General features: G+C 38.6%; 9 protein-coding genes and 1 pseudogene. 8 read left to right on the top strand and 2 right to left on the bottom strand.

All coding sequences use genetic code 11. The features are described 5' to 3' along the window. Positions 1-338: 338 nt before the first annotated feature. Positions 339-815, top strand: coding sequence for a glycoside hydrolase family 18 protein (locus tag J7E52_RS22885; protein ID WP_214750681.1), 477 nt, complete (start codon positions 339-341; stop codon positions 813-815). Positions 816-931: 116 nt separating this feature from the next. Here J7E52_RS22885 and J7E52_RS22880 read toward each other — a convergent pair. Further along, positions 932-1243, bottom strand: a pseudogene (locus tag J7E52_RS22880) (hypothetical protein); the annotation flags it as partial. 642 nt (positions 1244-1885) lie between these two features. On the opposite strand from J7E52_RS22880, the gene dcuS reads away from it, so the two are divergent. The 5 genes from dcuS (at position 1886) to nhaC (ending at position 9368) form a co-directional block, all read left to right on the top strand. Further along, positions 1886-3481 carry a DcuS/MalK family sensor histidine kinase gene (gene dcuS, locus J7E52_RS22875; RefSeq protein ID WP_309476931.1) on the top strand — a complete coding sequence of 532 codons (1596 nt, stop codon included), beginning with the start codon at positions 1886-1888 and terminating at the stop codon, positions 3479-3481. Between the two features lies 1 nt (position 3482). Next, entirely contained in the window at positions 3483-4190 is a 708-nt protein-coding gene (locus J7E52_RS22870; RefSeq protein WP_214750679.1) for a response regulator, read from the top strand. A gap of 296 nt (positions 4191-4486) precedes the next feature. Next, on the top strand, positions 4487-6181 hold the full coding sequence (locus J7E52_RS22865; RefSeq protein ID WP_214750678.1) for an NAD-dependent malic enzyme: 1695 nt from the start codon (positions 4487-4489) through the stop codon (positions 6179-6181). 121 nt (positions 6182-6302) lie between these two features. Next, the gene (locus J7E52_RS22860) at positions 6303-7250 is read left to right on the top strand and encodes an AEC family transporter (RefSeq protein ID WP_214750677.1); all 948 of its coding nucleotides are present in this window, start codon (positions 6303-6305) and stop codon (positions 7248-7250) included. A gap of 738 nt (positions 7251-7988) precedes the next feature. Continuing rightward, the gene (gene nhaC, locus J7E52_RS22855) at positions 7989-9368 is read left to right on the top strand and encodes a Na+/H+ antiporter NhaC (RefSeq protein WP_214750676.1); all 1380 of its coding nucleotides are present in this window, start codon (positions 7989-7991) and stop codon (positions 9366-9368) included. Positions 9369-9485: 117 nt separating this feature from the next. Here the strand turns inward: nhaC and J7E52_RS22850 are convergent, their stop codons facing one another. Beyond that, entirely contained in the window at positions 9486-10679 is a 1194-nt protein-coding gene (locus J7E52_RS22850) for an FtsW/RodA/SpoVE family cell cycle protein (protein WP_309476930.1), read from the bottom strand. Between the two features lie 641 nt (positions 10680-11320). Between J7E52_RS22850 and J7E52_RS22845 the strand changes: the two genes are divergently transcribed. Then, positions 11321-12880 (top strand): aldehyde dehydrogenase family protein, encoded by a 1560-nt coding sequence (locus J7E52_RS22845; RefSeq protein WP_214750675.1) that lies wholly within the window; start codon positions 11321-11323, stop codon positions 12878-12880. Between the two features lie 259 nt (positions 12881-13139). Next, positions 13140-13922 (top strand): TerC family protein, encoded by a 783-nt coding sequence (locus J7E52_RS22840; RefSeq protein WP_214750674.1) that lies wholly within the window; start codon positions 13140-13142, stop codon positions 13920-13922. The last annotated feature ends 342 nt before the right edge of the window (positions 13923-14264 follow it).

Below are 14264 nucleotides of genomic sequence, written 5' to 3'. Positions count from 1 at the left end.
CGGAAAGCGAGTGCCTGGAGTGGAAATCAACGTTCAAATTGTAAAAGCCATAAAAAGACTGTAGACAAACTCGATTTTCATCGAGTTTGTCTACAGTCTGAAGCCCGTGTTATATACACGGGCTTTTTTCTTTATCTGGAGCATTGTATAAATATTGAAAGGGTTTTTTGATAGTACCTTAAACATGTTTCCATAGCTATATTTACCTGTTAATTGTGAAATTACCTATAGGAGCAAATTTATGGAGGTACTTCATAATCAATAATTAATATATCTCGTTAAAACTGATATTCGATTTTTCTGAGAAAGGTTCTTTGTATCAGGGGAGCCTATATTGAATGGAAATGGTTGGTGAAGGTACCATAGGCGAACTAAAAAAGTTCCTAAAACCTCATGGTATTAAAATATCTGGGGATGTCACTAGGGAAAATGACGACCCTTTTTGGTCAAAAAGTCTAGAAAGGAAAGCGCTTGGCAAAATAGCAGACTTTATAATCATAATGGGTTATGTCGTGCATTGGGGGGAGCCCAGTAGACGAGTCTGTTACCTCGATACCTTGGACCAAAGAGGAATTAAGCTTTTAATGAAAGAAGTACCTGCTCATAAGATAATAGTGGCTGTACCATTTTATACGAGAGAATGGGTAACCGATTTATCGACTAATAAAGTGAAAAGTCATGACCGTGCCATGGCTGAGATCGACCGAATTATTTCATCTCATGGACTTAAAAAGGTGTGGAATGAAAAGACCTTACAAAATTATGTGGAATATACTGCCCATTGTGGAAAGTATCAAATTTGGAATAGAAGATAAAAAATCAATCGGGCTTCGACTTAACCTGTAAAACAAAATCACTAGGCTGAGTATCAGCTTGGTACATTGGATCAGAAAACCCTGACATTTGGGAAGTAAATCATTTTAATCAATAACTAAAAAACTTCGGATAGTGGAGGTTGTTCAGCTTGTGGTATAAGGCCCCTTTTAGGGTCTAAATCTGCAAGCTTTTTATTGTGTGAAAAAAATAACAGATTCCAGATAAAAGTAATATAAAAAATAAAGACTGATGTTATAAATACATATGTAGGATTTGCATGTATTTTCGATTTATAGGTTTCAATTGCACCGTCTACATCCGCACTGTTGTCTACAATTACTGAACCTTTTTTCATAATCAATAACATATCTCTAGTAATTAAATGATCTTTTCTATGTTTAGGCCATTTTACACAATTGATGACTAATTCTAAACCTTGCGTACTTTCTTAATTACTTTTTTGATTTGGTTGAAAATGCGGGTATTTTAATCATTCCCCCTGTTTTAAACATGTCGATTTTAGATAAACGGAAACAGAGAGATAGAAGATGTTAGTCAGCTGTATTTTTGAAAATTAAATAGTAACTAATTGGAAAGGTTAAATAAGAAAATCGTAGTAACTTTTAGCATTGTAAAAATAGCTGGGATATTCCGCTAAATTTCTTATGAACTAAATAATACTAATAGAAAACTTGTGGCATTAACCCTGGTGCAGGAGGAGTATAGCAAAAATATCTTATATTGAACTACCGAGGTATGTAGGGTAAAGATATGAAAGGAGAATAATGACGGTGCGATTAAGATTTTGAATATTTATATCCTAGCCTACGAAGGTATAGTCTGTTTTATTATTTGGAAAATATTGCAGATGAATCAATATTTTTAAGGATACCATTGGCAAATGGTTAGGCTATATATATCTTATCTCACTTGATTTAAATCACTTGGCTATCTTTTTGGAACTTGATAAAGTACCGAATAATTGTGTGATGTAAGCAAAATGAACATACTTAACATAAAAGTATCTTCCTTAAAGAATAGAGTTTTTAGACCAAAGAGGTGTGTAGAAGTGAAAAAAGGGAAATGGAGTCTACAGTTTACTATTATGATACTGGTGTGTGGGGTAGTAGCCCTATCATTATTCATTACAGATATTCTCATTAGCCAAACAGTTGCGGATACCATAGAGAAGACCCAGACGGAAAAAGCAGTAAACGTAGCACGCATGGCAGCACAAACGCCGCTTGTAATCGAAGCGTTAAGTGGAAGTGAGAACAATCAGGAAGTTCAGCAATTTACCAATAGGATAAAAAAATCGACAGATGTAGAATTTGTAGTAATAATCGATAATAATGGAATCCGGAAAACCCACCCCGATCCAAGTAAAATAGGAAAAAAATTTGTTGGAGGGGACGAGAAAGATGTATTAAGAGGTAGAGAGCACATTTCTATTTCCAAAGGAACTTTAGGCAGATCTTTGCGTTCTTTCACCCCTGTTTATGATTCAGAGGATAATCAAATTGGAGCAGTGGTGGTCGGTATTTCTCTTCAAAAAGTTCATGATGCTGTTTTAAAAAGCCGTTTTAATATTTATGTAGGAACCGTTTTTGGAATATTAACTGGAATTGCCGGCGCAATACTTTTGGCAAGGTATATTAAGAAAATATTATTTGGGCTGGAACCTTTTGCTATTGCGAAGGTTTTAAAAGAGCGAAATGCCATTTTACAATCAGTTCGGGAGGGAATCATAGCGGTAGATCAGAGTTCAACCATTACTCTCGTAAACAAAGCAGCTTTAAAGATATTTAAAAAAGCGGGTATTAATGAAAATCCAACGGGTAAAAAGGTAACTAGTTATATGCCTGACTCAAACCTGGATAGAATTCTTGAGACCGGAAAAGTCGAATTAGATAAAGAGCAGGATTTAAAAGATAGTGTCTTACTAGTGAATAGGGTACCAGTATTTGTGAAGGATGAAATCGTAGGGGCCGTGGCTACATTTCGTGATAAAACAGAAATACATCTGCTGGCGGAACAGCTGACTGGAGTCCGCTTATATGCTGAATCGTTAAGGGCCCAGTCGCACGAATTCATGAACAAACTTCATGTAATACTTGGTATGGTGCATATGCATTATTATGATCAGCTTGCAGCATATATTAGTGACCTTGTTGACCACAGAGAAAACGAGATTGGCTTTATTACCAAAACCGTTAAAGATCCAGTACTAGCCGGCTTTTTAATTGGAAAACTAAGTTATGCCAGGGAAGCAGGTGCTAAGCTGGCATTATCCTCTGACTTCCAATTGCCAGAACCAGAAAATGCAGCTATTACTCATGAGCTAATTACAATAATAGGAAATTTGATTGACAATGCTATAGAAGCAGTGGAAAAAAGGCCCGTTAAACGAATTGAATTAAAGTTTGATTATGCAGATGATATTTTAACTATTGAAGTTCATGATACTGGACAGGGAATATCTGATGCCAATCTTAATCATATCCTTCTAAAAGGATATACAACAAAAGGAGAGGACAGGGGGATTGGTTTATATTTGGTTAAGGCAAGCCTGGATAAGCTAGGCGGAGATATCAATATTAGTTCAAAAGAAGGTCAAGAAACAACGTTTGTGGTTTATATACCATACAAAGCAAGGATGATGTAGGATGATTAAGGTAATGATCGTAGAAGATGACCCGATGGTTGCAGAGTTCAATAAGCGCTATTTGAATCAAGTCGATGGCTACGAATTAGCTGCTGTCTGTTCCTCAGTGGATCAAGCTCTGAATGTATTGGAAAATCAAAGAATAGGGTTAGTTCTATTAGACATTTTCATGCCTGGGAAAAATGGACTCGATTTACTCTCACAAATTCGAGAAAGTGAAAAAGAGATAGATGTTATTGTCATTTCTGCTGCGTCGGACATTGAGAGGATTCAGAAAGCATTGAGACTGGGTGCTGTTGATTATTTAATTAAGCCGTTTGAATTTGAACGTTTTAACTCGGCCTTATCAGCATATCGGAACAAATCAGATTTTATTCAAGATAAAAATATGCTAAATCAAGAAGAATTGGATTATCGAATTTTGCATCAAGAAGAAATTCATTTACCAGAGGAATTACCGAAAGGATTAGCTCAAGATACCCTAAAGATTATATGGAATGTAATACAGGTATTTAAAAATGCTCCTTTTTCAACAGAGGAAGTCGTAAATGTGGCGGGTATATCCAGGGTATCAGTAAGGAAATATTTAAAATTCATGAAGGATATCGGTGTCCTTGATGTTAAGGTAATCTATGGAACCGTAGGCCGACCAGTCTCCCAACACAAATTTAATGATGACAAGAGCCATATTATTCAACGTTATCTGTAAGCAGTCAAATGGCTGCTTACTTTTTTTAATTACATAATACTAAAATTAGTTAAATAAGCTAGTGTCCTCCGTAAATGACTACTAAGATATAGACTGGCGATTGAGTTATTTATAAATTTTTCACAAGATTGAACAAATAAGCAGTAATGAGGAAATATTTAAGTTTTTATGTGCTGTATATTTATTTTCCTTTTTACAGTTTTCTTTTAGTAATTACACTTCCCCAGGGAAGAATATACTCTATTGCCTGGTAATGATCATTTTTAAATATACATTTTTAGGAAGAGGGAACGTCTATGACAGCTTATGAAAAGACAAAAAAGGGCTTGGAAACAACTTTAAGAGGAAAAGGTGTTCTGTCAAACCCTTTTATTAATAAAGGGGTTGCTTTCACTAAGGAAGAAAGAAATGAACTAGGATTGGTAGGCTTGCTACCATCCCAGGTGCTTACTCTTGAGGAACAAGTAAAAAGAGCTTATGAACAATTCTCCACTCAACCTAGCAATATTCGGAAGAATGGAATGTTATATGATTTATTTAATAGGAACGTGGTACTGTTTTACCGTCTACTTAAAGACCATCTAAGTGAAATACTGCCGATCATTTACACACCTACTGTAGGAGAGGCTATTCAACAGTACTCCCAAGAATATCACCGTCCAGGAGGTCTATACCTTTCTATTGATAATATGGAGGGAATGGAAGATGCATTTAAAAACCTGGACCTTTCATCTGATGATATCGATTTAATAGTTGTTACAGATTCTGAAAGTATTCTTGGAATCGGGGATCAGGGAGTTGGTGGAATTAACATAGCCATTGGCAAATTGGCAGTCTACACAGCAGCTGCGGGAATTGATCCAAGCAGGGTGCTACCTATTGTCCTGGATGTTGGGACCGACAATGAAAGCCTGATTAGTGATCCACTGTATATTGGTAACAGGTTTGGGCGTGTTCGCGGTGATGAATACACCGAATTCATTGATTTATTTGTTAAAAAGTCTCAAGCCTTCTTCCCAAGGGCATTACTTCACTGGGAAGACTTTGGAAATATAAATGCACGAAATATAATCGATAATTATGGCGACAAAATTCTCACTTTTAATGATGATATACAAGGTACAGGTGCAGTAACACTAGCCGCCGTAATGTCTGCCTTACAAGTGACTGGTGTTCCTTTAAAGGAACAAAGGGTTGTTGTTTTTGGTCCAGGTGCAGCAGGAATCGGTAATGCTGATCAAATGGTTGAAGCCATGATCCTAGATGGCGTTTCCAGAGAAGAGGCATATGGTAACTTTTGGGCCGTCGATTATCGTGGATTGTTGATAGATGACATTCCAGATGTTTTGAAATTCCAAAAGTCGTATTGCCGAAAAGCTGAAGAAGTCGAGGAATGGGATCGGAATGAAGTAGGAATTATTCCATTATTAGAGGTAATAAAAAAGGTTAAACCAACCATCTTAATCGGCACTTCTGGTCAAGCAGGGGCTTTCTCAGAAGAAGTTGTAAAAGAAATGGCAAAGCACGTGGAACATCCTATTATTATGCCGATGTCAAATCCGACTTCCTTAGCGGAAGCTGTTCCTGAAGACCTTATAAATTGGACTCAAGGTAAAGCCTTAATAGCGACAGGAAGCCCGTTTGATGATGTTGACTATAATGATGTGATTTATACAATCGGACAATCTAATAATGCATATATTTTCCCAGGACTTGGACTTGGTGCAATTGTCGCAGAAGCAACAAAAATCTCTAAGGGCATGCTTGCAGCAGCCTCATCTGCTGTTTCAAGATTATCGGATAGCAGTAAGCATGGTGCTTCTTTACTCCCTTCAATCAAACAATTGCAAGAGGTTTCTAAATCTGTAGCCATTGAAGTGGCAAAGACAGCCATTGAAGAAGGAATTGCGAAAGCGGATATAACAGATATTGAAAAAGCAATAACAGAATCCATGTGGAAGCCGGAGTACAAAACTATTCATGGGAAATAAAGCCAGCATATTTTGTTGTCTCAAAAGAAAGGGGATCCGTTTTAGGGGAATCTCCGTATAAGTCAGCCTTAGTAGAATCTTTTAAATTGGACAATTTTTTGGAAAGAGAAGTGCATCTCTAGTGAATATTGGGAATATATTTTTAACATTAATACCAATCTTTTTTACAATTATTATTGGTTATTTGGGTGGCTATTTTAAAATTTTCAATTCAGAATCCTCCAAAGGGCTTAATACGTTAGTTACAAAATTTGCTTTACCTGCACACTTATTCATTGGGATTACAACAACCTCAAAACAAACCTTAATTAATCAATGGTCATTTTTCTTAACTATGACCATTGGTGTTATTGGCTTTTACATTATCCTTTTAATAGTGGCTCGTTTGGTGTTTAAATACGATTTAACTGCAGCATCTATGTTTTCATTAAACGCAACTCAGCCCGCCTTTGCTTTTATGGGGATTTCTGTATTAGGCAGTTTGTTTGGGGCGCAAGAGATAGCTATACCTATTGCGATTACGGGTATTGTGGTGAATGCCCTTCTGGATCCATTAGCAACAATAGTTGGTACGGTCGGACAATCCAGATTGGGTAAATCTAAAGATGAAAAAACAAACATTATGGGTATCGTTTTGCATGGTCTTAGCGAACCGCTTGCATGTATTCCCTTACTTGCTGTTGTATTAACACTATTAGGGTTCCAGGCACCGGATATCATAAAAAATGCGCTCGATCAAATTGGGTCAGTGACATCTGGGGTTGCATTATTTGCTGTAGGTGTAACCGTGGGTATCCGTAAGATTAGCTTACGACCAATTGCTTTTGGCATTTCCATTTTAAAAGTTGTGGCTATTCCATTATATATGATTCTGGTTGCTCATCTAGTTGGCCTTGATCATGCAGATACAATTAAAGCTATTTTGCTAGTATCATTTCCAGGATCTGCTGTAGCGGCAATGATTTCAAGTAGATTTGATTCGTTATCAACTGAAACAGCATCTTCATTTGTAATTAGTACCATTCTATCTTTAATTACATTACCTATCTATATATCCTTGTTAATGTAGCCTTCTAAGTATCCATCCTTCTTGGATGGATACTTTTCAACGAAAGTTTGTGAAATACTTAACAAACTTATTGTATAACATTAACCTTTTTTTGAAAAGAGGAGATGTAGGCTTTTTTTATTTAAGGCTATGTTAAAGGTAAAGGTAAATTAATAAAATAGATAGTTTAAAAGGTTTGGATGGCGTTTGAATCAAGGTGTAAGCCCAGGAAAATGCGTCGCAAATAGTATCAATTGCAAAAATCCGCTATAAATCAAAATAAGATTATAATAAAAGGATTTGTGTAATTACACATTCGAATGCAGCAGTTGATGAAATTTAAAATCTAAATCTTCGGTGCACAGGAATCATAGTTAAAAGCCAAATTATCTATGATCAGGAACGGTTTGCTGTTCATTTAGGTGGACTACGACAATAACTGAAAGAATTGTAGGGACATCGGTATTGGATTAAGACAGGGCCTTATTTGGGGGCTAAGCAAAGAGGAGGATTTATATCTTAGGGTATACTAGGCTTAACCTATACGAAGCGAAGTATGGGTTTTCGTTTTGTGATAAAAAGGAAATAAAGAATCGCATTCTACTAAAATAGATTATTATTCCTTTGACAATCTCCTGAAACTCCTTTATATTTAGCTAGTAACTTTAGTGCTTAAAAGCGTTTCAGTAATTATGAGGAGTGAAAAGATCCGATCCTTACCTCAGAGAATATACAACATTGAAAGCGGGGAAATACATCATGCGTCTTGAAGATGCAAAGCTAAAACTCTCCTTACCTGAAGCAATTGGGGTTTTGGCCATTCTTTTCTTTATTATTGCAACTGGTATCATACATTATGGACTTGCCCCCCATATTCCAATAATAGCGGCTATCCTATTTCTATTTGTTTATGGAAAGATCAAGAAGCTGCCATTTTCGATTATGGAAGCGGCTATAGTCAAAGGTGCAGTTTCAGGCATGGGGGCCATCTATATATTCTTTTTCATTGGAATGTTAATTTCGATCTGGATGGCAAGCGGAACGATTCCTACCATCATGTACTATGGGTTTGATTGGATTTCAGGTGAATCCTTCTATGCGGTCACATTTCTGGTGTGTTCGCTCCTGGGGCTCTGTATCGGGAGTTCACTTACAACTTCAGCCACAATCGGTGTTGCTTTCATAGGCATGGCGGCGGCAATGGATTTATCGTTGGCGATCACAGCAGGCGCAATCATTTCCGGTGCATTTCTTGGGGATAAAATGTCTCCATTATCCGACACGACAAACCTTGCTTCGGAAACGGTTGGAGTATCATTATTTGAACATATTAAAAATATGCTTTGGACTACGGTTCCAGGTTTTTTGATATCGCTTATCATCTTTTACTTCCTTTCACCGAATTTAAAAGTGGCCCGTGTTGAGGAAATCGAAGCCATGACCAAAGCCCTGGAAATGGAAACGAATATAAGCATATGGAGTTTGATTCCGTTTGTCATCGTTCTTGTCATGGCTTTGAAAAAGGTGTCAGCCATTCCGACATTGTCGGCAGGGATCATTTCGGCGGCCATCATTGCTTTCATACAAACGCCAAGTTTGACGGTTGCAAAACTAGCAGATATCTTATACGGCGGATTTGTACTTAAGAGTGGAATGGATCAACTTGACTCAATCTTATCGCGGGGCGGGATTGAAAGTATGATGTTCTCCGTTTCGATGGTGTTGTTGGCATTGGCCATGGGCGGACTATTGTTCGAATTGGGTGTCATCCCTTCGATTTTAAATGCGGTCCAGGATTCATTGACGAGTGTAGCTAAAGTGATTTCCGCTACCGTATTTGCTGGGGTCAGCGTGAATTTCCTTGTCGGTGAACAATATTTGTCAGTTTTACTGCCTGGGAAAGCATTTCAGCAAAAATATGAAGATTTAGGTTTGCAGCCCAAAACGCTTGCAAGGGTACTTGAAGATTCGGGAACAGTTGTGAACCCCCTGGTTCCTTGGGGTGTATGCGGTGTATTCTTAACGCAGGTATTGGGTGTTTCAACCCTTGAATATGCCCCATTTGCATTCTTCTGCTTACTTTGTCCTTTGCTCAGTTTGATTGCTGGCTTTACGAAAATCGGTATCCATTATAAATGAAAAAACAGGCGGTCGGTTTCGACTGCCTGTTTTTTTCATATGAACTTCCATAACCTCACAGAGAATGAAAAACCCCCTGACATGAACGAAATGTCAGGGGGGAAAGGATTTGATCGTTTATTTTGAAGACGCAACCTCATCTTTTGGGATGGACACGACCTTTTCCTGCTGTTCAAGTAAATTCATTCGCATTACGACATTTTGGAATATGCCCATTGATAGCATGAGCAACAGTAAGGAGGATCCTCCATAACTGATGAATGGTAGGGTGATCCCTGTAATTGGGATAAGTCCAGTCACTCCGCCAACGTTGATGCCGACTTGAATGCCGATCATGGATGAGATGCCGATCAATAAAAGACTTCCAAATGGATCTTTGCATTTTGCTGAAAGTACATATCCCCTTAAGACGATAAAACCTAGTGTCAATAGAACGAATCCCACTCCGAATATCCCGAGCTCTTCCGCAATGACAGCCATGATGAAATCGGTATGTGATTCAGGCAGATACCCGTATTTTTGTACACTGTCACCAAGTCCCACTCCAGTAAGGCCGCCGGACCCTATCGCGAATAATGAATTGACGAGTTGATACCCGCTTTCTCCTGCCGTTCCGAAAGGATCTGCAAACCCCGTAAAACGAGCCACCTTATTGTCGGAAAGAACGGATGAGAAATTTCCTGTCACGAGAACTCCTAATGCAAATATGGCAACGAATATCGCAGTGATTAAAGAGAGTTTGAATATACTCTTAAAGGACATCCCGGATGAAATGATCATGGTACTTGAGATCAGGAAAATGACCGCTGCCGTTCCATAGTCAGGTTGTATTCCGATTAAAAAACAGATGAATACCAAAAAGAAAATCGGGGGGATGACGGCTTTATCAATACTATTGATTCGATCCTGCCTTTTTCCGTAAATGGCTGCCAGATAAATGATAATGGCTAATTTCGAAAATTCTGCAGGTTGGATCGATTTTGTCCCTAATTTGAACCAGCTTGTGGCATTTCCTGCTGTATGGCCGAAGATAAATAGCAGCAAAAGGACACCGGCCATTCCAAACATCATAGACATCAAGAACATTTTGTTTTTGTACATCTTATAAGGAAGAATCATCGTTACAATCATTGCCAGGAATGAAATGAGAAAGGCCGTTTTTTGTTTCTCAAAGAAGAAATCCATGGGCCAGCCGTATCGAGCGACAGCAGTGATCATGCTCGAACTGTAAATCATGACTAAACCAAACAAACAGAGTAATACGACAGCGATGAAAATAGGGAAGTCGTATGCTTTAATTATTCTTTTCACTTGTGCGCTCACCTCAAATATGTATGCGCGAAAAAATCGCCTTCTTATATAGTAACGGAAAATCGGTTATATAGATAATAATTTTTATTCGATAATATGAATTTATCCTCCATTACCCAATATTAAACACAAAAACCGATAAACTTGTCTGCCGGATTTATAGCCGAATTCGGATTCCTATACATAACCTTCGATAGCAAACATGAATACTCCTTTTAATTATGAAATTTTTTTACTATATATTCCATTTCGTCCGTGCTATTATGTCTGGAAGATTACTATTTAAGGTTATATGTGACAAAACAATCATATGGCAGGGAATCGGGCAGGAATTATATGAAGAGAGGGAACCGGTTGTGAACTTGGTTCCAATCGATTATATTATACAGGCTGCTGCGTCTCTGGCATTATATAAAGAGGGTTGAGTGAAAAACCTCGTACGTTTAGTGAAGTTTATGAACAGTAGTCAGGCGCTTTTATCAATCCGTCCTGGCATATTAAGGTGTGGGATAGATCTATATTAATTTCACTTGAAAGGGCGTTTTGACAGCACACTGCACAGAAGTTTTGCTGCATTTCAGGTAATGCAGCAAAATGAAGGGCAGTACCAATTAAAATAAGGTAAAGCAAGGGGAGTAGTTATGGAAGAAATACATGACAAGTTGGAAGTGTTTTCTCCGGCAACAGGTGAGAAGATTGCGGAAATCGTCCCAACGCCATTGAAGGCGATTCCTCTTATATATAAGAAATCAAGACATGCGTTCCAAGCATGGTCGAATCTTCCCATCAAGGAACGGCTGCACTATTTGAAACGTCTTCGTTTATTGATGGTTGAAAAAATGGATGAAATAGCTGAAGTCATTTCAAAAGATACGGGAAAAGTGAAAATTGAAGCGCTGGTTGCTGATATCATGCCAACCATTGATGCAATCAAGCATATTGAGAAACATGCAGTGAAAACTCTTTCCGGACGGAAGGTCACCACTCCGCTCATGTTAATTGGTAAAAAATCTTATATCCATTATATGCCCCGTGGAACGATTCTCGTTATTTCACCCTGGAATTATCCGCTGCAGCTTTCCATGGTACCCATTCTTAATGCTCTGGCGGCGGGAAATGCAGTCATCGCCAAGCCATCAGAGGTAACTCCTTTAGTTGGGGTGTGCATCGAAAATCTGTTTCTTGAAGCTGGTTTCCCGGAAGGAACTATTCAGTTTGCCCATGGAGGGAAAGAATTGGGTGCGGCATTAACTGAGCAAAAACCAGATTATATATTTTTTACTGGATCTGTAAGGACTGGAAGAATGATTGGTGAGGTTGCAGCAAGACAACTGATCCCAACGACTTTGGAGCTTGGCGGGAAGGATCCGATGATCGTTCTGCATGATGCTAACCTGGAACGGGCTGTGAACGGGGCTCTTTGGGGGGCTTTCACAAATAGCGGGCAGGTGTGCATGAGTGTTGAAAGGGTTTATGTGGAACGTCCAGTTTATAAGGATTTTCTCATGCTTCTTAAAGAAAAAACGAAGTCAATGAGGCAGGGGGTGCAATCAAAGGATGATATCGGTTCAATGACTTTCCCGGCACAAGTTGATATTGTGGCTGGACAACTGGAGGATGCACTGAATAGGGGGGCCGTACTTGAAACCGGAACACCTCCGAAAGAGTGGAAAACGGGACAGACCCATTTCATTCCGCCGACGATTCTGTCCAATGTCGATCATTCCATGAAAATCATGAAAGAAGAAACGTTCGGACCCGTGTTGCCTGTTGTGCCTTTTGATACGGAGGAAGAAGTGATCGCCTTGGCAAATGAAAGTGAATATGGACTCAATTCCAGCGTTTGGACGATGGATAGGGAAAAAGCAAGCAGAATTGCGTCTCAGTTAGTAACAGGAGCGGTGACGATCAATGATGTGCTGATAACGGTTGCTAATCATCATTTACCATTTGGCGGTGCCAAACAAAGTGGGGTTGGCCGCTATCATGGCGAGCATGGATTGAAGATTTTCTGCCATGAAAAAGCGATCATGATCGATAAAGGTAAAAATGTTACAGAAATACAATGGTATCCATATGAAGGGAAATACACGAGTTTTTTATCGCTGTTTCAGAACTACTTTTCTGCGAAACCGAACTGGATTCGTTTCGGTAAAGAATATTTGCGATTGATTAAATTATCCAAAGGAAGCCGAAAATGAGATCTATTTATAAAAAAGATTGTTATTTTCATAACGAGCGCGTATACTATTAATATACTTAATAACTGATTTTCCTTTTCAAAGGGGAGTAGCGTTAGGGTTCGCCCTAAAACAAAGTCGTCATTACGTGAATGTTAAACATTCATCGGCTTTGTTGACATGATTTCATGTTCAGCAAGACCTTTGCCTATATGGCAGAGGTCTTTTTATTTTGCCAATGCCAATAGGAAGGAAATACTAACTATTGGAGGTTGAATGGATGGAAGTATCAATATTATTGGAATATGGCTGGGTCCTTCTTATCTTGGTTGGATTGGAAGGGATACTTGCTGCGGATAATGCAGTCGTCATGGCTGTCATGGTTAAGCATTTGCCAAAAGAACAACAGCGAAAAGCCTTGTTTTATGGTCTGATGGGAGCTTTTGTTTTCCGCTTTGCAAGTTTATTCCTTATTTCCTTTCTTGTCGAGGTGTGGCAAGTTCAAGCGATCGGTGCGATTTATTTACTTTTCATTGCTTTTCAGCACATTTACAAAAAATACGCTGGTAAAGGTGAGAAGGAAATCACGAAACCTAAAAAGCAATCCGGCTTCTGGATGACGGTGGTAAAGGTTGAAGCGGCTGATATAGCTTTCGCAATCGATTCGATGCTGGCTGCCGTTGCACTGGCTGTTACACTTCCTGCAACAGGCTGGATGAAAGTCGGCGGTATTGACGGAGGGCAATTCGCTGTCATGTTCCTCGGCGGTATGATTGGATTGATCATTATGCGATTTGCAGCAAATGCATTCGTGAAGTTGCTTCATCAGCGTCCTTCCCTTGAAACGGCTGCATTTTTGATCGTGGGTTGGGTTGGAGTGAAGTTGGCGGTACACACACTTGCACACCCTTCACTGGCTGTCATCGATCATCATTTCCCTGAATCAACTCTTTGGAAATCGATTTTCTGGACCGTATTGATTGGAATTGCAGCAGGTGCATGGATCATCTCAAGCAAACTAGAAAAAAAAGCGAAAGAAGAGAAAAAAATACAGGAAGCTTAAAAAAATGGGCGTGCTGGTCACGCCTATTTTTTTTGCTTTTTAATGATTTATGGATATGACCCTCAAAAGCGCAGGGATGTTTACGTATGATATGTTAAAAGATGTGAATATTAAATTCCGGTTATAAAAATGACAATTGTCCCATTGTATTGGACAAAAATCCGGAAAAAGATATTCTACTGTAATTGCACTGTAATAAACGAGAAAAAACTAAGTATTTTATCATGTTGATATATTATGTGATTTCATTTTTATCGCAAAAATAGTTCTTTTGGTACTGTCTTTTAGACTCCCTCCGCTTAAGATAAGTATGTTGATGCGTATTTTATGTTCAACAGGAGC

Source organism: Bacillus sp. ISL-34 (assembly GCF_018613325.1).
GTDB lineage: Bacteria > Bacillota > Bacilli > Bacillales > DSM-1321 > Peribacillus.
The sequence above is the reverse complement of the archived record's forward strand: the minus strand, read 5'-3'. Positions and strand labels throughout refer to the sequence as shown.

Coding starts and splice junctions, on each gene's coding strand:
- J7E52_RS22885 (WP_214750681.1), top strand. CDS start 339: ATGGAAATGGTTGGTGAAGGTACCATAGGCGAACTAAAAAAGTTCCTA.
- J7E52_RS22845 (WP_214750675.1), top strand. CDS start 11,321: ATGGAAGAAATACATGACAAGTTGGAAGTGTTTTCTCCGGCAACAGGT.
- J7E52_RS22870 (WP_214750679.1), top strand. CDS start 3,483: ATGATTAAGGTAATGATCGTAGAAGATGACCCGATGGTTGCAGAGTTC.
- J7E52_RS22840 (WP_214750674.1), top strand. CDS start 13,140: ATGGAAGTATCAATATTATTGGAATATGGCTGGGTCCTTCTTATCTTG.
- J7E52_RS22865 (WP_214750678.1), top strand. CDS start 4,487: ATGACAGCTTATGAAAAGACAAAAAAGGGCTTGGAAACAACTTTAAGA.
- nhaC (WP_214750676.1), top strand. CDS start 7,989: ATGCGTCTTGAAGATGCAAAGCTAAAACTCTCCTTACCTGAAGCAATT.